This is a genomic window from Actinomadura rugatobispora, assembly GCF_042656285.1.
Taxonomy (GTDB): domain Bacteria; phylum Actinomycetota; class Actinomycetes; order Streptosporangiales; family Streptosporangiaceae; genus Spirillospora; species Spirillospora rugatobispora.
Map to the genome: position 1 here is coordinate 22,779 of NZ_JBHSON010000116.1, position 19,843 is coordinate 42,621.

Genomic DNA, 19,843 nt, shown 5'->3' on the forward strand with positions numbered 1-19,843 from the left:
GAGGGGAGGCCGGGGCCGTGGCGGAGGTGGCCGCGCTGGACGGGCTGCGGGTGGCGCTCGTGCTGGGCACCAGCGCGGGCGGCGTCGGACGGCACGTGCGGTCGGTGGCGTCCGGGCTGGCCGCGCGGGGCGCCCGCGTGGTGGTCTGCGGGCCCGCCGACACCGAGCGGACGTTCAGGTTCGAGCGGGACGGGGTGCGGTTCGCCCCGGTCGAGCTCGCCGACCGGCCGCGGCCGGTCAGCGACGCCAAGGCGGTCGCGCGGCTGCGGACCCTCCTGCGCGGCGCCGACGTGGTGGACGGGCACGGGCTGCGGGCGGGCGGGCTGGCCGCCGCGGCGTGCGCCCGGGTCTCGCCCGGCCCGCTGCGGGTCGCCCGCGGCGGCGGCCCGCCGCTGGTCGTCACGCTGCACAACGCGGTGATCGCTGGCGGGCGGACGGCCGTGGCCTACGGGGCGCTGGAGCGCGTGGTGGCGCTGGCCGCCGACGAGGTCCTGGGCGTCTCGCCCGACCTGGAGGACCGGATGCGCGCGTTGGGGGCCCGTTCGGTCGCGCACGCGCTGGTGCCCGCGCCGGTGCCGCGCTCCCAGCCGAGCGCGGCGGAGCGCGCCGATCTGCGGGCCGAGCTGGGCGTGGGCGAGCGGCCGCTGATCCTGACCGTGGGCCGGCTGGCCGACCAGAAGGGCCTGCCGACGCTGCTGGACGCGGCGAAGGGCTGGGCCCGGCGGACCCCTCCGCCACTGGTCGCGATCGTCGGCAACGGCCCGCTGGAGGGGGAGCTGCGGGCGCGGATCGAGCGCGAGGACCTGCCGGTGCGGCTGCTGGGCGGGCGCGGGGACGTGCCGGGGCTGCTGACGGCGGCCGACGTCACCGTGGTCCCGAGCGTGTGGGAGGGGCAGCCGCTGATCGTCCAGGAGATCCTGCGCACGGGCCGCCCGCTGGTGGCCACCCGGGTCGGCGGGATCCCGCAGATGGTGGGCGCGGTGCGCACCGGCGCCGGCCCGGCCGGCGGCGAGGGGCCGGTGCGGGGCCCCGAGAGCGAGGCCGCGCTGCTGGTTCCGCCGCGCGACCCGGAGGCGCTGGAGCGGGCGGTGAGCCGCGTGCTGGACGATCCCGCACTGGCGGTGCGGCTCGGCGCGGCCGCGGCGCGGCAGGCGACCTCGCTGCCGAGCGAGTCGGACGCGGTGGACCAGCTCGCGGGCATCTACCTCAGGCTCGCCCCGTCCGGCGGGCGTTGAGGTTGGGAGTCGTCGGGCCTTAGACGGCGGGGGTCGCGTTCCGGTTCGGATTCTCCTCAAAAAAACCTGAGAATCTTGGAACGCGGCCGCTGCGCCCCGCGTTTCAGGAGGTAGTGGAGGGGAGTATCCCTGCGCGGTGGTCTCGTCAGCACGGCCGGTCCGTACCGGCCCGGGATCATCGGCCCGCACCGTTCCTCAGGGCGGGAGAGACCTCCGGCGTTTGAGCATGCCGCCGGAGGTGTTTGTTTTGAACGTTTCGCCGTGGGTGTGGGGCCTGACCCTGTTCGGGATCCTCGCCATCATCACCATTGACCTGCTGGTCATCCACCGGGGTGACACCCGGGAGTTCACCACCCGCCGGGCCGCGTTCTGGTCCTGTGTCTACATCGGTCTCGCGGTGGTGTTCGGCCTGGGGGTGTGGGCCTTCTCCGGGGGGCAGTACGCCGCCGAGTACTTCGGGGGCTTCGTCACCGAGAAGAGCCTGAGCGTCGACAACCTCTTCGTCTTCATGGTGATCCTGGCGCGGTTCGCGGTGCCCAAGCACTCCCAGCACACCGTGCTGATGGCCGGGATCGTGATCGCGCTGCTGCTGCGCGGCGTGTTCATCGCCGCGGGCGCCGCCGCCCTGCACGCCTTCACCTGGGTGTTCATCATCTTCGGCGTCATCCTGCTGTGGACCGCGATCGGGCTGGTGCGCGGCGGCGACGAGGACGAGGTCAAGGAGAACTTCCTGCTGCGCTGGGTGAAGCGGACGCTGCCCACCAGCGACGAGTACGAGGGCAACAAGGTCATCACCCGGCGGGACGGCCGCCGGATGGTCACCCCGCTGTTCGTGGTCATCATCGCGATCGGCTCCACCGACGTGATGTTCGCGCTGGACTCCATCCCGGCGATCTTCGGTCTGACCACCGAGCCCTACCTGGTGTTCACCGCCAACGCGTTCGCCCTGATGGGCCTGGTGCAGCTGTACTTCCTGCTGGGCGGGCTGACCGACAAGCTGGTCTACCTCGGGCACGGGCTGGCGTTCATCTTGGGCTTCATCGGCGTGAAGCTGGTCCTGCACGCGCTGCACGAGTACGGCGTGTCCTGGGCGCCCGACATCCCGATCTGGCTGTCGCTGGCGGTCATCGCCGGCACGCTGGTGGCCACCACCGTCGCGAGCCTGGCCGCGAACCGCCGCGGCACCGGCCGCGCCGCCGCCGGGAAGGCCGAGACCGGGAAGGCCGCCGAGCAGGCGCCGGCGGAGACCGGCGCCGCCCGCGCGGGCGGCGGCGACGAGGACGACCCGCGCCCGCTGGAGTCGCGCGAGATCTGACGAGAACGACCGATGGCGACGGCTCGCGCGGGCTCCCCGCCGTCGCCATGTGGACCGCACCCCGGGCGCGCGTCGGCGCCGATGTGGGATGACACAGAAGTGCGACACGCGTTGCCTGAGACGTAACTCACGGCCGCACGGGACTCGAATCCTGTTCTAGAATCGGTGCGTCAATGGGGCTGAGAGAAGGTGACGCATGGCCATCGGGCTGACCGAAGAGCACGAGGCACTCGCCGAGTCGGTGCGCGGCTTCGCCGAGCGCAACATCACGGCGACGGTCGTACGATCCGCGCTGGACGCGGACGAGGAGACCCGTCCGGGGTTCTGGTCGGCCCTGGCCGAGCAGGGGCTGCTCGGCCTGCACCTCGAGGAGGAGCACGGCGGGCAGGGCTTCGGCCTGCTGGAGCTGGCGGTCGTGATCGAGGAGCTGGGGCGGGCCGCGGCGCCCGGCCCGTTCCTGCCGACCGTGCTGGCCAGCGCCGCGGTGAACGCCTCCAGCAATGCCAAGGCCCGCGCCGCGCTGCTGCCCGGCCTGGCCGACGGCTCCCGCACCGGCGCGCTGGCGCTGGCCGGTGAGCTGACCGGGCGGCGGGACGGCGACGCCCTGGTGGTGTCGGGCAGCGCAGCCCTGGTGCTGGGCGGCGCGCTGGCCGACGTGCTGGTGCTGCCGGTCGCCGTCGACGGCGGCGGCCGCGAGTGGGTGGCGGTCGACGCCGCCGAGGCGACCGTGACCCCCGTCCGGAGCCTGGACCGGGTCCGCCGGGTCGCCGCCGTGGAGCTGGCGGACGCCTCGGTGGCCGCGGACCGCGTCCTGGACGGCCTCACCGACGGCGCCGTGCGCGACCTGGCGGTCACGCTGCTGGGCGCCGAGGCGGCCGGCGTGGCGGGCTGGTGCGTCACCACCGCCGCCGAGTACGCCAAGGTCCGCGAGCAGTTCGGCCGCCCGATCGGGCAGTTCCAGGGCGTCAAGCACAAGGCCGCCCGGATGCTGATCGCGCTGGAGCAGGCCCGCGCCGCCGTCTGGGACGCCGCCCGCGCCCTGGACGACCGCGCGGAGGACGCCGCGTTCGCCGCCGCCGTCGCCGGCGTGGTCGCGCTGGACGGCGCGGCGCAGACCGCCCGCGACGCCGTCCAGATCCTCGGCGGCATCGGCTTCACGTGGGAGCACGACGCGCACGTCTACCTGCGCCGCGTGCTGACGCTGCGGGCGCTGACCGGACCGTCCAAGGCCCACGCGGCCGAGGTCGCCCGCCGCGCGCTGGCGGGCGGGCGCCGCGCGGTCGAGCTGGAGCTGGACGACGACACCCAGCCGCTGCGCGAGCGCCTCCGGGCCGAGATCGCCGAGCTGGCGAAGATCGGCGACAAGGGCGAGCTCAAGCGCACCATGGGCGACCGGGGCTGGACCGTGCCGCACCTGCCCGAGCCCTGGGGGCGCGGCGCCTCGCCGGTCGAGCAGGTGCTGATCCAGCAGGAGCTCAAGGCCGCCAAGGTCAAGCCGCCGAACCTGGTGATCGGCGCGTGGCTGGTGCCCTCGCTGGTCGCCTACGCCAGCGAGGAGCAGAAGGAGCGCTTCCTGCGCCCGACGCTGCGCGGCGAGATGGTGTGGTGCCAGCTGTTCAGCGAGCCCGGCGCCGGCTCCGACCTGGCCTCGCTGTCGATGCGGGCCGAGCGGGTCGAGGGCGGCTGGAAGCTCACCGGCCAGAAGATCTGGACGTCGGTGGCGCAGTTCGCGCAGTGGGGCTTCTGCCTGGCGCGCACGAACCCGGACGCGCCCAAGCACGACGGCATCACCTACTTCCTGGTCGACATGAAGGCCGCGGGCGTGGACGTGCGCCCGCTGCGCGAGATGACCGGCGAGTCCCTGTTCAACGAGGTGTTCCTGGACGGCGTCTTCGTCTCCGACGACTGCGTGGTCGGCGAGGTCGACAAGGGCTGGCAGGTCGCCCGCAACACCCTGAGCAACGAGCGGGTGTCGCTGTCGACCGGCGGCGGGCTGGGCATGGGCGTGCCCGAGCTGCTGGCGTTCTTCGAGGGCGCCGAGCTGGACCCGATCGCCGAGGCCGAGGTGGGCCGGCTGGTCGCCCAGGGCCACGCGATCGACCTGCTGAGCCTGCGCACCACGCTCAAGCAGCTGAACGGGGTGGAGCCCGGCGCCGAGGCCAGCGTCCGCAAGCTGCTGGGCGTGCAGTTCAACCAGGACGTGGCCGACTACTGCTGGGCCTCGCAGGGCGCCGGCGCGGTCGTCGAGGTGCCGGACGAGCGCAGCGCGAGCGTGGCGCGGCACATGCTGTTCTCCCGGGCGATGACGATCTACGGCGGCACCACCGAGGTGCAGCTCAACATCATCGGTGAGCGGCTGCTCGGTCTGCCCCGCGACCCCGAGCCCGGCAAGTGACCTGAGCGCCGGCCGCGGCGGGCGGGCGCGCCCCGCCCGCCGCGGCTCAGCGCGGACGGCGGCCGTAGATGAGGTTGACCAGGACGATGGCGACCCAGACGATCACCAGGCCCGGCATGCCGGCGTTGACGACACCGATCGCGCTCAGCGGGATGGCCGCGGCCAGGGACACGATGGCCAGGGCGAGATCGGAGCCGTGCCCGTGCCCGGTCCCCGGCCCGGGGGCGGGGGCGGGGGCGCGGCGGCCCCGGTGGGCGGGGGCGGCCGTCCGCGCCGCGAGCGTCTCCTCGATGCGGTCGACGAGCGTCTCGACGAAGGCGTCGTCATAGTCGGGGCCCAGCTCCCGCCGGGCCGCCAGCGCCGCGGCCAGGTCGTCGCGCGGCAGGCGTGGAGTCGTCATCCTCCGGTTATAGGCGGAGGGGCGCGGCGGGCGCGTCACCCCTGGGGACGAATCCCGCCGTCCCCCCGTGGGGCCACGCCGGCCGGAGGCTACCGGCCGGTTAAAATGCCGACTTCGTCCACGAACCTCCCGGAGGTCCACGTGAGAGCACGGGTCCGCCCGACCGCCGTTCCCGCCCTTGCCGCCCACCCCCGTCCAGCGAGCGCGCGGCGCCGCCGGGGCGCGCTCGGCGGCGGCGCGCTGGCGTCCGCCCTCGTGGTGTCGGCGCTGTCGGGGTGCGGCGGCGACGACAAGGAGCCCGCCACCGGGGCGGCCACGTCCTCGCCCCCGCCGGTCTCGGTGCCCTCCGCGCCCGCCGGCGTCCCGCCCGGCGCGGGGCAGTCGGCGCTGCCGGCCGTGCCGAAGGTGAAGGCGGCCGACGTCAGGCCGCTGGTCGGGCGGTGGGTGAGCCCGGCCGGGGACTTCTTCCAGTTCAAGGCGGACGGCAGCGGCTCGTGGACGCAGGGCGGCCATTCCCTCTGGAACGGCCAGGTCATCCCCGAGGGCAAGGGCAAGTACCGCTTCTCCTGGCAGGGCGGCGACCCGAAGTCCGCCTCGTACTGGGGCGCCACGCTCACCGGCGGCAAACTCCTGTTCGCCGGCAACAACCAGACCTACACGAAGGCCAAGGGATGATCTCGGACAGCAGGGTGCAGAACGGCGCGCACGGCAGGGTGCGCGGATGACCGTCGAGGTGGACGGCCGGGGGGAGGAGTCGGCGGTGTTCGCCTCGCCCGCCGATGTCGGCCGGCGGCTCGCCGAGGTCGACTACCTGGCGGACGAGGAGATCGCGACCACCGTCTTCCTCGCCCAGGCGCTCGGCAAGCCGCTCCTGGTGGAGGGGCCCGCCGGGGTCGGCAAGACCGAGCTGGCCAAGGCGGTCGCCGCCGCCACCGGTTCGGAACTGATCAGGTTGCAGTGCTACGAGGGCCTGGACGAGGCGCGGGCGCTGTACGAGTTCAACTACAAGAAGCAGCTGCTGGCCATCCAGGCCACGCAGGACGACCGCGGCTGGCAGCAGACCCACGACGACATCTTCTCCGAGGAGTTCCTGCTGGAGCGGCCGCTGCTGGCGGCGATCCGGCGGACCGGGCCCACCGTCCTGCTCATCGACGAGGCCGACAAGGCCGACGTCGAGGTCGAGGGCATGCTGCTGGAGGTGCTGTCGGACTTCCAGGTGACGATCCCCGAGCTGGGCACGGTCGCCGCCGTCCGCCGCCCGTTCGTGCTCATCACCTCGAACGCGGCGCGGGAGCTGTCGGAGGCGCTCAAGCGCCGCTGCCTCTACCTGCACCTGGACTACCCCGAGCCCGAGCGGGAGCGCGAGATCGTGCTGGCGCAGGTCCCGGGGATCGAGGCGGCGCTGGCCGAGCAGCTGGTCCGCACGGTCGGGACGCTGCGCGAGCTGGAGGTCAAGAAGGCGCCGTCGATCGCCGAGACCGTCGACTGGGCCCGCACGCTGCTGGCGCTCGGCCTGGACGAGCTCGACGAGGCGGCGGTGGCGCGCACCCTGGGCGTGGTGCTCAAGCACGTCTCCGACCAGGAGCGCGCCGTCAAGGAACTCGGCCTCCAGGGTTGATCGTGGACGAGGCGGACGGCGGCACCGGCGGGACGCGGCGGTCCCTGGTCGACCGGCACACCGGTTTCGTGGCGGCGCTGCGCGAGGCGGGGATGCCGGTGTCGGTCGCCGAGGGGCTGGACGCGGTGCGCGCCATGCAGGTGATCGACCTGGTCGACCGGGAGGCGCTGCGCGCCGCGTACGCGGCGACGCTGATCAAGCGGCCCGCGCACCGGCCCACCTTCGACACCCTCTTCGACCTGTGGTTCCCGCCGGCGCTGGGGGACGGCGCCGCGCACGCGGCCGACCCGCGGGCCGCCCGGACCCGCGAGCGGGACCCGGACGAGCGCCGCCCGCCCCCGCCGCTGGACCCGGAGGTGCAGGCGCTCCGCCGGGAGCTGTTCGAGCTGCTGCTGTCGGGCGACGATCCGGGGATGCGGCAGTTCGCCCGTACGGCGGTGGCCGAGTACGGGCGGACGCCGGGCCAGGAGTCGTGGTTCTCCTCGGGCGTGCTGCGCGCCCTGTCCCCGGAGACGCTGATGGCCGGGCTGCTCGACGCGGTGCTCGCCGGGCAGGAGCGCGGCGGCATGGCCGAGCGGGTGGCGCGGCGGACCTTCCGGACCCGGATCTCGCATTTCCAGAACCTGGTGGCGACGGAGGTGCGGCGGCGGATCGCCGAGGACACCGGGGTGGAGCGGACCGCGCGGATGGCCGTGCGGCCCCCGCTGGAGCGGCTCGACTTCGGCCGCGCCGCGCGGGCCGACCTGGTGGCGATGCGCCGCGAGGTGTACCCGCTGGCGCGGCGGCTGGCGACCCGGCTGCAGCAGAAGCAGCGGGCGGGCAACCGCGGGCGGCTGGACTTCCGCCGCACCGTGCGGGCGTCGCTGGGCAGCGGCGGCGTGCCGCTGGCCACCCACCACCGGCCGCGCCGGCCGCACAAGCCCGAGCTGGTCATCCTGTGCGACGCCAGCGACTCGGTGTCGGCGTTCGCGCACTTCACGCTGCTGCTGACGTTCGCGCTGCGGGAGCAGTTCAGCAAGGTGCGGGCGTTCGCGTTCATCGACGCCACCGACGAGATCACCCGGTTCTTCGCGCCCGGCGTGGACGTGGTGGACGCGATGACCCGGCTGGCGCGGGAGGCCGATCTGGTCTGGATCACCGGGCGCAGCAACTACGGGCACGCGATCAAGGTGTTCGAGGAGCGGTACGGCGACGCGGTCACCTCGCGGACATCCCTGCTGGTCCTGGGCGACGCCCGGTCGAACTACGGGGAGCTGTCGCTGCCGATCCTGCGCGGGATGGCCGATCGGGCGCGGCACGCGTACTGGCTCAACCCCGAGCCGCGCTCGCAGTGGGACACCGGGGACTCGGCGGCCTCCCGCTACGGGGAGATCGTCCCGATGTACGAGTGCCGCAACCTGGCCCAGCTCACCGAGTTCATCGAGGAACTGGCCTAGGCGCCCGCGCGGGACCGGGCCCCGGCGGGGGGCTCAGTCCCGTTCCCGGACGAGCGCGGCGAAGACCGCGCCGAGCACTGCGACGAGGCTGCAGACCACCAGCGCGATGTCGGCGCCGTGGGCGAACGCCTCGGCGGGGCGGGCGTGGCCGTCGCCGGTCCCGGTGACGATCGTGCCGACCAGCGCCACGCCGAGCGAGGCGCCGATGTAGCGGGCGGTGTTGCCGGCGCCCGAGCCCATGCCCGCCCGGTCGGCCGGGACGCTCTCCACGGCCAGCCGCGCCAGCATGGCGTTGCCGAGCCCGCTGCCGATCCCGGCGACGACCAGGCCCGGGACCATCCGCCACCAGTGCTCGCCGGGGGCGAAGCCCAGCAGGCCGAGCTGGCCGGCGGCGTTGAGCGCCAGCGCGGCGGCCAGCAGCCGTCCGGCCGGGAGCCGGGCGGGCAGGCGGCGCGCCTGGGCGGCGGCGACGAACGACAGGCCCGACCAGATGGACAGCAGCAGGGCGGCGGACAGCGGGCTCATGCCCAGCACGACCGCCAGCACGGTGGGCACGTAGCTCATCACGCCGATGATGCCGAGGCCGGTGAGCAGCGCGCCGACCACCGACAGCAGGAAGCGGGGCCGCCGGAACAGCGCCAGGTCGAGCATCGGCGCGCGGCGGCGCGACTCCACCGCCACGAACGCGGCCAGCAGCACGGCGGCCAGGACCAGCAGCCCGATCACCTCCGGGCGGCCCCAGCCGATCCGTCCCCAGGTGATGGCGGCCAGCAGCGCGGCGACGCCCAGGCTCATCGTGACCACGCCGGGCAGGTCGAGGCCGCGGCGCCGTCCGGCGCGCGACTCGTGCAGCGTGCGGGCGGCGACCGCGGCCAGCAGCGCGGAGGCCGCGACCGTGGCCCAGTACCACAGCCGCCAGCCGCCCAGCGCGCCGAGACCGGCGGCGGCGATCGGGCCGAGCGCGATGCCGAGCCCGAGCATGGCGCCCCAGAGGCCGGTGGCGTGGGAGCGCCGCGGGCCGGGGGCGAAGGTGGCGCCGATGATGCCCAGACCGGCGGCGATGAGCGCGGCGCTGGCCGCGCCCTGCGCGATCCGGCCGGCGACGAACACGGCCGCGTTGGGGGCGAGGGCGCAGCCGGCGCTGGAGACGGCCAGCAGGACGGCGCCCAGGACGAAGACCCGCCTGCGGCCGTGGTCGTCGGCCAGGCTGCCGACCGCCAGCAGGGCCGCGGCCAGGCCGAGGCTGATCGAGCTCATCAGCCAGATCTGGGCGGTGGGGCCCGCGCGCAGTCCGGCGGCGGTGTCGGTGAGCACCGCCATCGGGGCGGTGTAGTTCATCAGGGCCAGCAGGGTGGCGGCCCCTGGCAGGGCCAGCGCGGCGGTGGCGCCCGCGGCCCGTTCCGGCGCGCGGGGGGCGGCCAGCGTGGTCATCCGGTCTCCGTCTCGAGTTCAATGAACGAACTGCACTGCGCCGACCGTAGCACGCGCCGGTTCGTTCAATGAACCATGGGCCGGGTAATCTGGCCACCATGGCACTCGGCAAGGACTACGTGCGGCAGGACTGCTCGCTGGCCCGCGCGCTGGAGGTCGTGGGCGAGCGCTGGACGCTGCTGATCGTCCGGGACGCCCTGTACGGCGTGCGCCGCTTCGGCCACTTCCTGGCCCACCTGGAGATCCCGCGCGCCGTCCTGTCCGCACGCCTCCAGTCGCTGGTGGAGGCCGGGGTGCTGGAGAAGCGGGGGCACGACTACGTGATCACCGATACGGGCCGCGACCTGTGGCCGGTCGTGCACGCGCTGGCCCGCTGGGGCGACCGCAACTACTCCGACCGGGGGCCGTGCCGGCTGTTCCTCCACATTCCCTGCGGCAAGCGCATCGACGCCGACGGCACCTGCCCGTCCTGCGGCCGCGTCGCCCCGCCGGAGGAACTGGAGATGCACCCAGGCCCCGGCCTGGACCCCGACCGCGACGACCCGGTCAGCACGGCGCTGCGCGAGCCGCACCGCCTGCTGGAGCCGCTCCCGGTCTGACCCGTCCCCGGAGTGTCCGACGAGGTCATGGGCGCGGCGCGGTGACGAGCGGCTACTCTGCACGCCCATGAAGACCGACGCGACGGGCGACGGGGCCGGACGCCTCCGCGGACGCCTCGCCGGGCCCCTCCGGCGCCTGGCCGACGGCCGTCCCGGCGACTCCCGCGCCCGGATCGCCCGCCGCGCCCGGATCCTCGTCACCGTCGCCACCGGCCTGGCCAACCTGGGCGGCGCACTGGTCGTCGTGCTGTTCACCCTCGTGGTCCCCGACCCCGGCACCGAGGTCTCCGACCGGCTGCGCACCGTCAACTACCTGGTCTTCACCGCCTACGTGATCGCGGCCGTGCCGGCCGGGCTGGTGCTGGGCGAACGCTTCTTCCGGCGGGTGCGCCGGCTGGCCGAACGGCACGGCGCCCCCGGCGCGCACGAACGCTCCCTGCTGCTGTACGGCCCGCTGCGGCTGATGTCGGTGCACCTCACGCTCTGGGGCATCGGCACCGTCGGGTGGGTCCTGATCAACCTGCCCTTCTCCACCCTGCTGGCGGTCAAGCTCGGCCTCACCAGCCTCCTCGGCGGCCTGACCACCTGCACGGTCGTCTACCTGCTGACCGAGCGGCTGCTGCGGCGCGCGGTCACCACCGCGCTGGCGTCCGGGGTGCCCCGCCGCACCGGGCTGCCCGGAGTGGTCGCGCGGTCGGTGCTCGCCTGGGCGCTGGGCACCGCGGTCCCGATCCTCGGCCTGATCGTGCTGGCGCTCGGGTCGTTCCTGATCGCCGAGGTCACGCTGCGCGACTTCGCGGTGGCCGTGCTGGCGCTCGGCGGCATCGCCCTCGCCGTCGGTCTCGGTGTCACCTACTTCGCGGCCCGCGCGATCGCCGACCCGGTGGAGTCGGTGCGGCTCGGCCTGGCCCGGATCGAGGGCGGCCACCTGGACGTCGAGGTCCCCGTCTACGACGCCAGCGAGGTCGGGCTGCTGCAGGCCGGGTTCAACCACATGGCCTCCGGGCTGCGCGAGCACGCCCGCCTGCAGGACCTGTTCGGCCGCCAGGTCGGCGAGGACGTGGCCCGGGACGCGCTGGAGCGCGGCATCGACCTGGGCGGCGAGCTGCGCGAGGTCGCGGTGGTGTTCGTCGACATCATCGGCTCCACCCGGCTGGCCGCCGACCGCCCGCCCACCGAGGTGGTCAAGCTGCTCAACGACTTCTTCGCCGTGGTGGTGGAGACGATCGGCGACCACGGCGGCTGGATCAACAAGTTCGAGGGGGATGCCGCGCTGGCCGTCTTCGGCGCCCCGCTGGCCCTGGACGGCTCCGGCCCCCGCGCCCTGGCGGCGTCCCGGGACCTGGCCGTGCGGCTGGCCCGGGAGGTCCCCGCGCTGCGCGCCGCCGTCGGGGTGTCGGCGGGCGAGGCCGTCGCCGGGCACATCGGTGCCGAGGAGCGCTTCGAGTACACCGTCATCGGCGACCCGGTGAACGAGGCCGCCCGCCTGACCGACCTGGCCAAGGGCACCGAGGGGCGGGTCCTGGCGGCCGGCTCGCTGGTCGAGCGGGTCCGCGGGGACGGGCACGAGGAGGCGCGGCACTGGGAGTTCGGCGAGGAGGTCATGCTGCGCGGCCGCACCGAACCGACCCGCCTGGCCTCACCTTCCCCGGACCACCGCGTTCCCTAGGGGACCGCGCCGATCGTGGCCTTGCGCAGGGTGGTGTAGTACGGCGACTTCTTGAAGCCGGGCCCGGTCTCCTCGCCGATGTAGACGTCGGCGTGGTGCTCGCCCCCGTACCCGGGACGGAACAGGTCGGTGACCTTCCAGGTGGCGGCGCGGAACCGGTCGCAGATCTGACGGGCCACCGGACGGCCCTTCCAGTCGGCGCCGCACTCGACGATCTGGAACCGCTGCCCCCGGGCGATCACGTCCCGGTCGGCCGCCGCCGACGACCAGGCCCGCAGCGGTCTGGCCGTGGAGTCGCGGGTGCTGTCGTCCAGCCACCACCCGATGCTGTGCGACCAGTTGAGGTAGCGGCCGCGGTGCGGCCCGGCGGTGATGCGGCCGCTGCCCTCGGTCTGGATCTCCTTGAGGAAGCCCTCCGGATAGGACCCCAGCGGCGTCTTCCCCCACTTGCAGTGCAGCTTCGCGCAGCCGCGCACCGCCTTGGATCTGCCGCCGTGGAAGGACTGCACCACGGTGTAGTAGGTGGTGATCCGCCACGATCTCGCCTTGCCGAGCGGCTTGAGCGGGCGGGACGGAGCGGACAGGCGGCTCCGCGGTGCCGTCGGCGCCGCGGCGTCCGGCGCCGCCGGCGCGGACCCCGGCCCGGGCGCGGCGGCCGTCGGCGGCTGGACCTCCGGCGCGCCGGTGGAAGCCGTGGACGGGGCGCCGCATCCCGCCGCGAAGACGCACAGCACCACCACGACGGCCGTCGAAGGCCGCGGAGCCCTCAGCCGCATCGCACCCCTCTCATGGCACAAACGGAAACCATGGTGCCATGCCGTGACGCCGCGCCGCCCGCTTCCGGGAAGGAGCGGCGCGGCGGGCCGGGGCTCCGGGTTCAGCCGATGCGGATCGCGCCCAGGGCGTCGGCCTCGGCACGGGTCAGCAGGGTGACGGTCGCGGCCGGCGGGACGGCGCCGTCCCGGGCCCGCCGCACCAGCGGCCGCCACCGGCGGCAGTGCCGGGCGAAGGTCACCGCGGTCACCACCCGGCCGCGGGCGACCTGCCCGGCCAGCGCCGTCCCCGGGTCGACGTCGATCAGCACCAGGTGCACCCGGCCGCCGCGCCGCCGCACCAGCCACGAGAACAGGTGCAGGATGTGCGGCCAGGTTCCCCGGGTCTGGGCGACCACGCCCTCGCCGCGCATCACCGCCCGCGCGATCCACCACACGTGCGTCGCGTTCACCAGCGGCACCCGGGCGCGGGCCGGCACCGGGGCCAGCAGCCCCGCCCAGCGGTTGCGGGCCTGCCGCGAGTCGATCACCCGGCCGCCGTCGATCGGCACCGGCCCCGTCTCGTCACCGCGCAGCCGGTACAGGCGCTCCAGCAGGGTGCTCTTGCCCGCGCCGGGCAGCCCGGCCACCAGCACGAGCGAACCGGCGGGATAGCGCAGCTCGGCGCCCGCCCCCGCCCCGGACTCCGCCTTCTTGAGTTCGCGGATTGTGCATCTCCTGGTCTCGGCCCCCGGAAAACACTGGTGGTCGGAAGAACGAACACCCGTGACCAGTGGTTCCGATGGTCCGGCGGCCGGTGATGCCGGGGCCGCGGTTCAGGGGCCGCTCAGCGGCGGGTCACCAGCCGCGCGAGCGCCACTCGGGCAGGGCGGGGCGCTCCCGTCCGAGCGTGGAGTCCTTGCCGTGGCCGGGATAGAACCAGGTGGTGTCGGGGAGGCGGTCGAACACCCGCTCCTCGACGTCCGACAGCAGCTGCTTGAAACGGGCCGCGTCGCCCCAGGTGTTGCCGACGCCGCCGGGGAAGAGGCTGTCGCCGGTGAACAGGTGCGGCCCGCCGGCCGCCTCGCCGCCCGCGTCGCCGCCCGCCTCGTACAGCAGCGCGATCGACCCGGGCGTGTGGCCGCGCAGGTGGATCACCTCCAGCGACACCTCGCCGACCTGGACGGTGTCGCCGTGCTCGACCTGCTCGGCGACCGGCTCGGGCAGCGCCTCCACGTCGAAGGGGTGCGCGACCACCGGCGCGCCCGTGGCCTTCACCAGCTCGCTCAGCGCCATCCAGTGGTCCTGGTGGCGGTGCGTGGTGACGATCCGGGCCAGCGGGCCGTCGCCGACCAGGTCCAGCAGCCGGGGCGCCTCGTTGGCCGCGTCGATCAGCAGCCGCTCCCCGGTCGCCGCGCAGCGCAGCAGGTAGGCGTTGTTGTCGTAGGGGCCGACCGCGATCTTGGTGATCGTCAGGCCGGGCAGCTCGCGTACGTCGGGGTCGCCCCCGACCTCGACGTCTCCCGTGTAGCTCATGTGCGCCTCCCGCTGGGGCCGGTCGGTGATCCTCCGGTGGACCATTGTTCCCCCTCGGCCGCCCTCCGACCGCCGAGGACCCCGGGAAAAGCGCCCGGGGCCGGAATGAGTCACCTGACTCACCCGAAGAGTGCCGTTCCGGACGGAAGTTCCCGGCGAGGTGTCCCACTATCGACTTGGATAAGAAGGATTCGACCCAGGAGGGCGCGTTGGCCACGGTTTCCCGTTCCGGTGTGTCGCGTCACGACCTGCGCACCGGCCCGGCCCCCGAGTCGCCGGAGGAGCTGCTGGCGCACGCCTGCGCGCTGCTGCGGCTGTGCGGGCAGGACGCCGCGCTCGCAGCGGTGCTGCTCGTCCTGGTGGCGGCCGGGACCGTCACCCGGCTGGCGTACGCGGGCTGGCCGGGGCCGGTCGCGCTGCTGCCGCTCCTGGCCGTCGCGGCGTCCTTCGGGATCTCGGCGGTCCTGGCCGTCGGCTCGCGGCGCACGCTGGTCGCGGCGCTGGGCTCGGTGCGGGCGGCCACGGGGGCGCCGCTCGACCCGGCCGTCCCCTGGACCCCGGCCGGGCTGCGCCCGGCGCTGGACCCGCGGGTGCGCGACGCCGAGCTGCGCCGGCTGCTGGGCGCCGCGCACCGCTGCTGCGGCCTGGCCTGGCAGGCGGTCCTGTGGGCGGCGGCGGCCGGCGTGCTGTTCGTCCTCTGGTCGGCGCTGTCGGCCGCGGCCGGGGCGGGCGGGTGAGCCGTGATCGACCACGACGTGCGGCCGGGCAGCTTCTGGGAACGGCTCGGCGCCACCGACCGGCAGGCGCTGCGCGCGATGGGCCGGCGCACCGACGTCCCGCCCGGCGGCCTGCTGTGCCACCAGGGGGTGACCGCGCCCGGCGTGTACGTGGTGTTCAAGGCGGGGGCCGGCACCGCGACCGACGTGGTCGCCAAGGAGTTCGTCGACTCCAGCGAGGGCGACGAGTCGATCATCGATCTGGTGGGGCCGGGCGACCTGGTCGGGGCGCTGGCGCCCTGGGGGCATCCGCAGCGCGGCAACGTGGCCGCGTTCGACCACGTTGCGGCGCTGCGGCTGGACCGGCAGAAGTTCGGCAGCCTGCTGGCCGCCAACCCGCAGGTGGCCGAGGCGATGATGCACACCCTGGCGCGGGGCGCGGCGTTCGGGGGCCGGCGGCACGCGGTGCGGGCCGCCGAGCACCAGCAGCGCCTGGCCTACCACCTGCTGGAGCTGGCGCACCGCTTCGGGCGCCGGACCTCGCGCGGGGTGGAGATCCCGCTGCGGATGAGCCAGGCGGAGCTGGCCAACTGGTCGGGCATCTCCCGCGAGACGCTGGTGCGCTGGTTCCGGCTGTGGCGGTCGCGGGGGATCCTGGCCCGCCGGGCGCGACCGCTGACCATCCTCGACCCCGAGGGGCTGCGCCGCGCCGCCGGCCCGTGGGGGGACGAGTGGCCCGACCATCCCGGGGCCGACTCCCCGCGTGTCGAGCCGGGGGCCGTCCCCGACACCGGACCGGGGCGGGACGCGGCCGGCGCCGGCAGGGCGGCGGGCGGGGCGTCGATCGCGGCCCGCTCGCCGGTGCGGCTGGAGCCCGAGTCCGGGGTGCCGACGGCGCTGCGGCTGCCGGCGGACAAGCCGTTCTTCACCGGCCGGACGGTCGGCCTCGGCAAGCTCGACCTGCTGGTGTCCCAGTCGCCGATGCCGCGCGCGGTCGTCGTCCAGGGGATGGCGGGGGTGGGGAAGACCACGCTCGCCGTGCACTGGGCGCACCGGGTCGCCGGCCGCTTCCCCGACGGCGTGATCTTCACCGACCTGCGCGGGACGACGCGCGCCCCCGCCACCCCGGCCGAGACGATGGGGCAGGTGCTGCGGGGCGCGGGCGTCCCGGGCGACCAGCTGCCCCGCACCGAGGCGGAGCTGGAGGCCCAGTGCCGCTCGCTGCTGGCCGGGCGGCGGATGCTGGTCATCCTCGACAACGCCGCCGACGCCGCGCAGATCCGCCCGCTGGTCGCCGCCGTCAACGCCGGGCTGGTCGTCGCGACCACGCAGCGGCGGCTGCCCGCGCCGCTGCCTGGGGCCGACGTGCGCACCCTGGAGCTGAGCGAGATGGCCGTGCAGGAGGCGGTCGACCTGATCGCGGCCGTGCTGGGCCGCGAGGACGAGCGGATCCGGGAGGAGGACCGGGCGCTGGCCCGGCTCGCCCGCGAGTGCGGCTTCCTTCCGCTGGCACTGGCGATCATGGCTGCCCGGCTGGCCGACAACCCCGGCCGCTCGATCGCCGACACGGTCCGCGAGCTGGCCGACCGGGACGCGCCCGCGGCGCCGTCCTACAGCCCGGGACTTCCCGCGGCCATGCTGCACGAGACCGGCGCGCACGCCGCCGGGACGCAGGGCCTGCACGCCGTGCTCAGCCCCACCTTCGACATCGCCTACCGGGCGCTGCGGCGCGAGCAGCGCGAGGCGTTCCGGCTCCTGGGCCTGGTGGCCGGCCCCGACTTCACCCCCAGCGCGCTCGCGGCCCTGCTGGAGCGTCCGGTAGAGGAGGCGGGCGAATGCCTGGAGGCGCTGCGCCAGGCCTATCTCGTCCAGGACGTCGGCCCCGGCCGGTACCGCATGCACGACCTGCTCCGCGACTTCGCCCGTGAACGCGGCCTCAGCGAGGACGCCGACAGTGACCGCCTCGCCGCCCAGCGCCGCCTGCTCGCCGGATACCTGGCCGAGGCCCGGGACGCGGGACGCCGGCTGAGCCGCAGGCGCCGTCCCACCCTGGACGAGGGGACGGGCGCCGGGTCCTGCGGGGAACCGTCCGGCGCCGCCGCCGGGGCGGCCGCGCTCTCCTGGTTCGAGGCGGAACGGCGCAACCTGGTCGCGGCGGTGCACCAGGCCGCGCGGCTGGGGCTGCACCGGACGTGCTGGGAGCTGGCGGACGCCCTCTTCGACTTCCAGTGGTTCCGCCGCTACAGCCAGGGCAACATCGACGTGCACCAGGCCGGTCTCAGGGCGGCCCGCGCCGAGGAGGACTGGCGCGCCGCCGCCGTCATGCTCCACAACCTCGCGGTGGCCCACTTCGAGCTGGGCGGGTCGGTCCAGGCGATCGGCTACGGAGAGGAGGCCCGCCGCGGCTTCCGTTCGGCGGACCCGCCCGATCGCTTCGGGGAGGCCGCCGCCCAGGCGACCCTCGCCGACGTCCACGCCTCCCTGGGCCGTTACCTGACGGCCATCGGGCACGCACGGCGCTCGCTCGCCATCCACGAGTCCCTGGGGGACGGGGGCGGCGTCGCCAAAGGCCACGAGACCCTCGCCACCGCCTACATCGGACTGGCCGACTACGACACCGCCCTGCGCCACGCGGGCGAGGCCCTCGGCATACGACGCTCCATCGAGGACATGCCGGGCGTGGCCGAGACGCTGCTGACCCTGGCACAGGTCCACCGGCGGCGCGGTGCCGTCCACGAAGCCGTCTCGCACGCCCTGGAGGCCCTCTACATCCGCCAGGACCTGGCCGACCGGCACGGCGCGGCGCAGGCGCTCAACGAATTGGCCCGCATGAACGCCTCCCTGGGACTGCGCGACCTGGCCCTGCGCGACGCCGAGCAGGCCCTGCGCACCTACCAGGCCCTGGGCGCCCGCCACGGCGAGGCCAAGGCGCTGACCACGCTGGGCATGCTGATGAGCGACGCGGCCCGGTTCGCCGAGGCGTTCACCTACTGCGGCCAGGCCCTGGGCCTGCACCGCGAGATCGGCGACCGTTCCGGAGAGGCGGAGACCCTGGCCCAGACCGGCGTGGCGTACTGGCGGCTGGGCCGTTACCCGGAGGCCCGCGAGCACCTGGTCCGCGCCCTGGAGATCCGCCGCGAGATCGGCGACCAGCACGGCGAGGCCCACGACCTGGAGCACCTGTCGATGGTCATGCGCCGCCTCGAACGCGACCAGGAGGCCTTCGTCCTCGGCCTGGAGGCGCTGGACCTGTGGCACCGCCTCGGTGCCAAGGGCGGCCTGGCCGGCACCCTGGGCAGCCTCGCCCGCACCTACCTGCGCCTGAACCTGTACGAGGAGGCCGAGCAGGCGGCCAGGCAGGCCCTGGCGATCCGCCGCGACATCGGCGACTGGTACGGCATGGGCGTCGGCATGGACACCTTCGCCGCCGTGCTGCGGCACGGCGGGCGCCCGGAGGAGGCGCTCAAGATGGAGCTGGAGGCGCTGCGGGTGCTGGGCGAGGTCGGCGACCGCCACAGCGAGGGCACCGCGCTGGTGCACCTCGCCGCGATCTACCTTGAGCTCGACCGGGTGGGCGAGGCGCTGGAGACCGGCCGGCAGGCCCTGGACCTGGCGACCGAGCTCGGTGACACCCGCGAGCAGGCGATCGCGCACCACACCATGGGCGGCGCCTCCCGGAAGCTGGGCCGCCACTCCCGCGCCGTCGGCCACTTCCGGGCCGAGATCGCCATCCGCCGGGAGATGGCCGACCACCGCGGGCAGCGGGCCGCGCTGGAGGGCCTGCGTGACGCGTGCCTGGCCCTTGGCGACGACGCCGGGGCGGCCGACTGCGTCCGCCGCATCCGTGCCATCGACAGCTGGCTGGAGTCGGAGGGCCGTGAGGGGGAGGAGGGCCAGGGCGCGGGACAGGAGGGCGCCCGTCCCTGACACCCCGCCTGGTGCCACCGAGTGTGGAGTTGTACGCGGTCCAGCGCCGTACCGCCGAGTTCACTTGTGGAACGGGAGGCGAGATGGAGGTCACCAGGTTCTGGGACGTGCTGCCCGAGCGCGCGCGGGAGGCCCTCCGGCGGGAGGGCGTCAGCGTGATGATCAAGCCGGGCGGGTTCCTCACCCGCGAGCACACCCGCGCGTCGCAGGTCTTCGTGCTGCGCTCGGGCGCGGCCAAGGTGTGGATCGACCGGGGCGGCGACATCGCGATCCTGGACGTGCTGGGCCCGGGCGACGTGGTCGGCGAGATGGAGGCGGCGGACGGCGGAGCCCGGCACGCCAGCGTGGAGGCGCTGACGCCCGTGCAGGCGCTGGTGCTGCCCGCCGCCCGGTTCCGCGCCGTGCTGGACGCCCACCCGGGCGCGGCCTGGGCCGTCGCCGCCGTCCTGGCCGAACGGCTCCGCGACGCCAACGAGCTGCGCGTGGCGCACTTCCCCGACGAGCCCGAGCGGCGGCTGGCGGGACGGCTGCTGCGCCTGGCCGCCCGGTTCGGCAGGCCGTCGGCCGACCGGCGCGGCGGCGTCGAGGTGCGGGTGCCGGTCAGCCGCCAGGACCTGGGCCGCTGGGCGGGCATGGGCCGGCGCAGCGTGGCCCGGATTCTGGCCGCCGAGCAGAGCGGCCTCGCCGTCGCCCGCAACATGATCAACGTGCGGTCGCCGGAGGCGCTGCACCGGCTGGCCGGCGATCCCGGGGCGGGCGATCCCGAGCCCGGGGCGGGCGGCCGCGGCTTCCCCGGCGAGGCCGCCTGAGGCGC

Annotated in this window: 16 protein-coding genes; 11 read left to right on the forward strand and 5 right to left on the reverse strand. The window is 75.2% G+C overall.

Annotated elements, in window-relative coordinates:
• The first annotated feature begins 44 nt into the window (after positions 1-44).
• The 3 genes from ACFPZN_RS48745 to ACFPZN_RS48755 all read left to right on the forward strand — a co-directional run bounded on the left by ACFPZN_RS48745 (position 45) and on the right by ACFPZN_RS48755 (position 4,945).
• Positions 45-1,235, forward strand: coding sequence for a glycosyltransferase family 4 protein (locus ACFPZN_RS48745; protein WP_378290798.1), 1,191 nt, complete (start codon positions 45-47; stop codon positions 1,233-1,235).
• A gap of 247 nt (positions 1,236-1,482) precedes the next feature.
• A complete protein-coding gene (locus ACFPZN_RS48750; protein WP_378290692.1) occupies positions 1,483-2,550 on the forward strand; it encodes a TerC family protein in 1,068 nt (355 codons plus the stop codon).
• A 196-nt stretch (positions 2,551-2,746) separates the two neighbouring features.
• Complete coding sequence (locus ACFPZN_RS48755) at positions 2,747-4,945, forward strand: acyl-CoA dehydrogenase (RefSeq protein WP_378290694.1); 2,199 nt, start codon at positions 2,747-2,749, stop codon at positions 4,943-4,945.
• A 46-nt stretch (positions 4,946-4,991) separates the two neighbouring features.
• Here the strand turns inward: ACFPZN_RS48755 and ACFPZN_RS48760 are convergent, their stop codons facing one another.
• Positions 4,992-5,345 carry a hypothetical protein gene (locus ACFPZN_RS48760; protein ID WP_378290696.1) on the reverse strand — a complete coding sequence of 118 codons (354 nt, stop codon included), beginning with the start codon at positions 5,343-5,345 and terminating at the stop codon, positions 4,992-4,994.
• A gap of 141 nt (positions 5,346-5,486) precedes the next feature.
• Between ACFPZN_RS48760 and ACFPZN_RS48765 the strand changes: the two genes are divergently transcribed.
• Genes ACFPZN_RS48765 through ACFPZN_RS48775 form a run of 3 tightly spaced genes read left to right on the forward strand, consistent with a single transcriptional unit; the run spans position 5,487 to position 8,399 of the window.
• Positions 5,487-6,020 (forward strand): hypothetical protein, encoded by a 534-nt coding sequence (locus ACFPZN_RS48765; protein ID WP_378290698.1) that lies wholly within the window; start codon positions 5,487-5,489, stop codon positions 6,018-6,020.
• Between the two features lie 46 nt (positions 6,021-6,066).
• On the forward strand, positions 6,067-6,963 hold the full coding sequence (locus ACFPZN_RS48770; RefSeq protein WP_378290700.1) for an AAA family ATPase: 897 nt from the start codon (positions 6,067-6,069) through the stop codon (positions 6,961-6,963).
• A 2-nt stretch (positions 6,964-6,965) separates the two neighbouring features.
• Positions 6,966-8,399, forward strand: coding sequence for a vWA domain-containing protein (locus tag ACFPZN_RS48775; protein WP_378290702.1), 1,434 nt, complete (start codon positions 6,966-6,968; stop codon positions 8,397-8,399).
• A 33-nt stretch (positions 8,400-8,432) separates the two neighbouring features.
• On the opposite strand, the gene ACFPZN_RS48780 is transcribed toward ACFPZN_RS48775, so the two are convergent.
• Positions 8,433-9,830, reverse strand: coding sequence for an MFS transporter (locus ACFPZN_RS48780; RefSeq protein WP_378290705.1), 1,398 nt, complete (start codon positions 9,828-9,830; stop codon positions 8,433-8,435).
• A 98-nt stretch (positions 9,831-9,928) separates the two neighbouring features.
• Between ACFPZN_RS48780 and ACFPZN_RS48785 the strand changes: the two genes are divergently transcribed.
• Positions 9,929-10,429 carry a winged helix-turn-helix transcriptional regulator gene (locus tag ACFPZN_RS48785; RefSeq protein ID WP_378290707.1) on the forward strand — a complete coding sequence of 167 codons (501 nt, stop codon included), beginning with the start codon at positions 9,929-9,931 and terminating at the stop codon, positions 10,427-10,429.
• 67 nt (positions 10,430-10,496) lie between these two features.
• Complete coding sequence (locus tag ACFPZN_RS48790) at positions 10,497-12,098, forward strand: adenylate/guanylate cyclase domain-containing protein (protein ID WP_378290709.1); 1,602 nt, start codon at positions 10,497-10,499, stop codon at positions 12,096-12,098.
• On the opposite strand, the gene ACFPZN_RS48795 is transcribed toward ACFPZN_RS48790, so the two are convergent.
• From ACFPZN_RS48795 to ACFPZN_RS48805, 3 genes are all read right to left on the reverse strand, one after another.
• Positions 12,095-12,874: a hypothetical protein gene (locus tag ACFPZN_RS48795; protein WP_378290711.1), complete on the reverse strand. Its 780-nt coding sequence runs from the start codon at positions 12,872-12,874 to the stop codon at positions 12,095-12,097. The two genes, ACFPZN_RS48790 and ACFPZN_RS48795, sit on opposite strands and share 4 nt — an antisense overlap.
• Positions 12,875-12,975: 101 nt before the next feature.
• Positions 12,976-13,500, reverse strand: coding sequence for an ATP-binding protein (locus ACFPZN_RS48800; RefSeq protein ID WP_378290713.1), 525 nt, complete (start codon positions 13,498-13,500; stop codon positions 12,976-12,978).
• A gap of 208 nt (positions 13,501-13,708) precedes the next feature.
• Positions 13,709-14,386 (reverse strand): MBL fold metallo-hydrolase, encoded by a 678-nt coding sequence (locus ACFPZN_RS48805; RefSeq protein ID WP_378290715.1) that lies wholly within the window; start codon positions 14,384-14,386, stop codon positions 13,709-13,711.
• Between the two features lie 233 nt (positions 14,387-14,619).
• Between ACFPZN_RS48805 and ACFPZN_RS48810 the strand changes: the two genes are divergently transcribed.
• From ACFPZN_RS48810 to ACFPZN_RS48820, 3 genes are all read left to right on the forward strand, one after another.
• Positions 14,620-15,123: a hypothetical protein gene (locus ACFPZN_RS48810; protein WP_378290717.1), complete on the forward strand. Its 504-nt coding sequence runs from the start codon at positions 14,620-14,622 to the stop codon at positions 15,121-15,123.
• Positions 15,124-15,126: 3 nt separating this feature from the next.
• The gene (locus tag ACFPZN_RS48815; protein ID WP_378290719.1) at positions 15,127-19,029 is read left to right on the forward strand and encodes a tetratricopeptide repeat protein; all 3,903 of its coding nucleotides are present in this window, start codon (positions 15,127-15,129) and stop codon (positions 19,027-19,029) included.
• An 83-nt stretch (positions 19,030-19,112) separates the two neighbouring features.
• Positions 19,113-19,838, forward strand: a complete 726-nt coding sequence (locus tag ACFPZN_RS48820) for a Crp/Fnr family transcriptional regulator (protein WP_378290721.1) — start codon at positions 19,113-19,115, stop codon at positions 19,836-19,838.
• Positions 19,839-19,843: the final 5 nt, after the last annotated feature.

Coding starts and splice junctions, on each gene's coding strand:
- ACFPZN_RS48755 (WP_378290694.1), top strand. CDS start 2,747: ATGGCCATCGGGCTGACCGAAGAGCACGAGGCACTCGCCGAGTCGGTG.
- ACFPZN_RS48760 (WP_378290696.1), bottom strand. CDS start 5,345: ATGACGACTCCACGCCTGCCGCGCGACGACCTGGCCGCGGCGCTGGCG.
- ACFPZN_RS48770 (WP_378290700.1), top strand. CDS start 6,067: ATGACCGTCGAGGTGGACGGCCGGGGGGAGGAGTCGGCGGTGTTCGCC.
- ACFPZN_RS48780 (WP_378290705.1), bottom strand. CDS start 9,830: ATGACCACGCTGGCCGCCCCCCGCGCGCCGGAACGGGCCGCGGGCGCC.
- ACFPZN_RS48785 (WP_378290707.1), top strand. CDS start 9,929: ATGGCACTCGGCAAGGACTACGTGCGGCAGGACTGCTCGCTGGCCCGC.
- ACFPZN_RS48790 (WP_378290709.1), top strand. CDS start 10,497: ATGAAGACCGACGCGACGGGCGACGGGGCCGGACGCCTCCGCGGACGC.
- ACFPZN_RS48795 (WP_378290711.1), bottom strand. CDS start 12,874: ATGCGGCTGAGGGCTCCGCGGCCTTCGACGGCCGTCGTGGTGGTGCTG.
- ACFPZN_RS48805 (WP_378290715.1), bottom strand. CDS start 14,386: ATGAGCTACACGGGAGACGTCGAGGTCGGGGGCGACCCCGACGTACGC.
- ACFPZN_RS48820 (WP_378290721.1), top strand. CDS start 19,113: ATGGAGGTCACCAGGTTCTGGGACGTGCTGCCCGAGCGCGCGCGGGAG.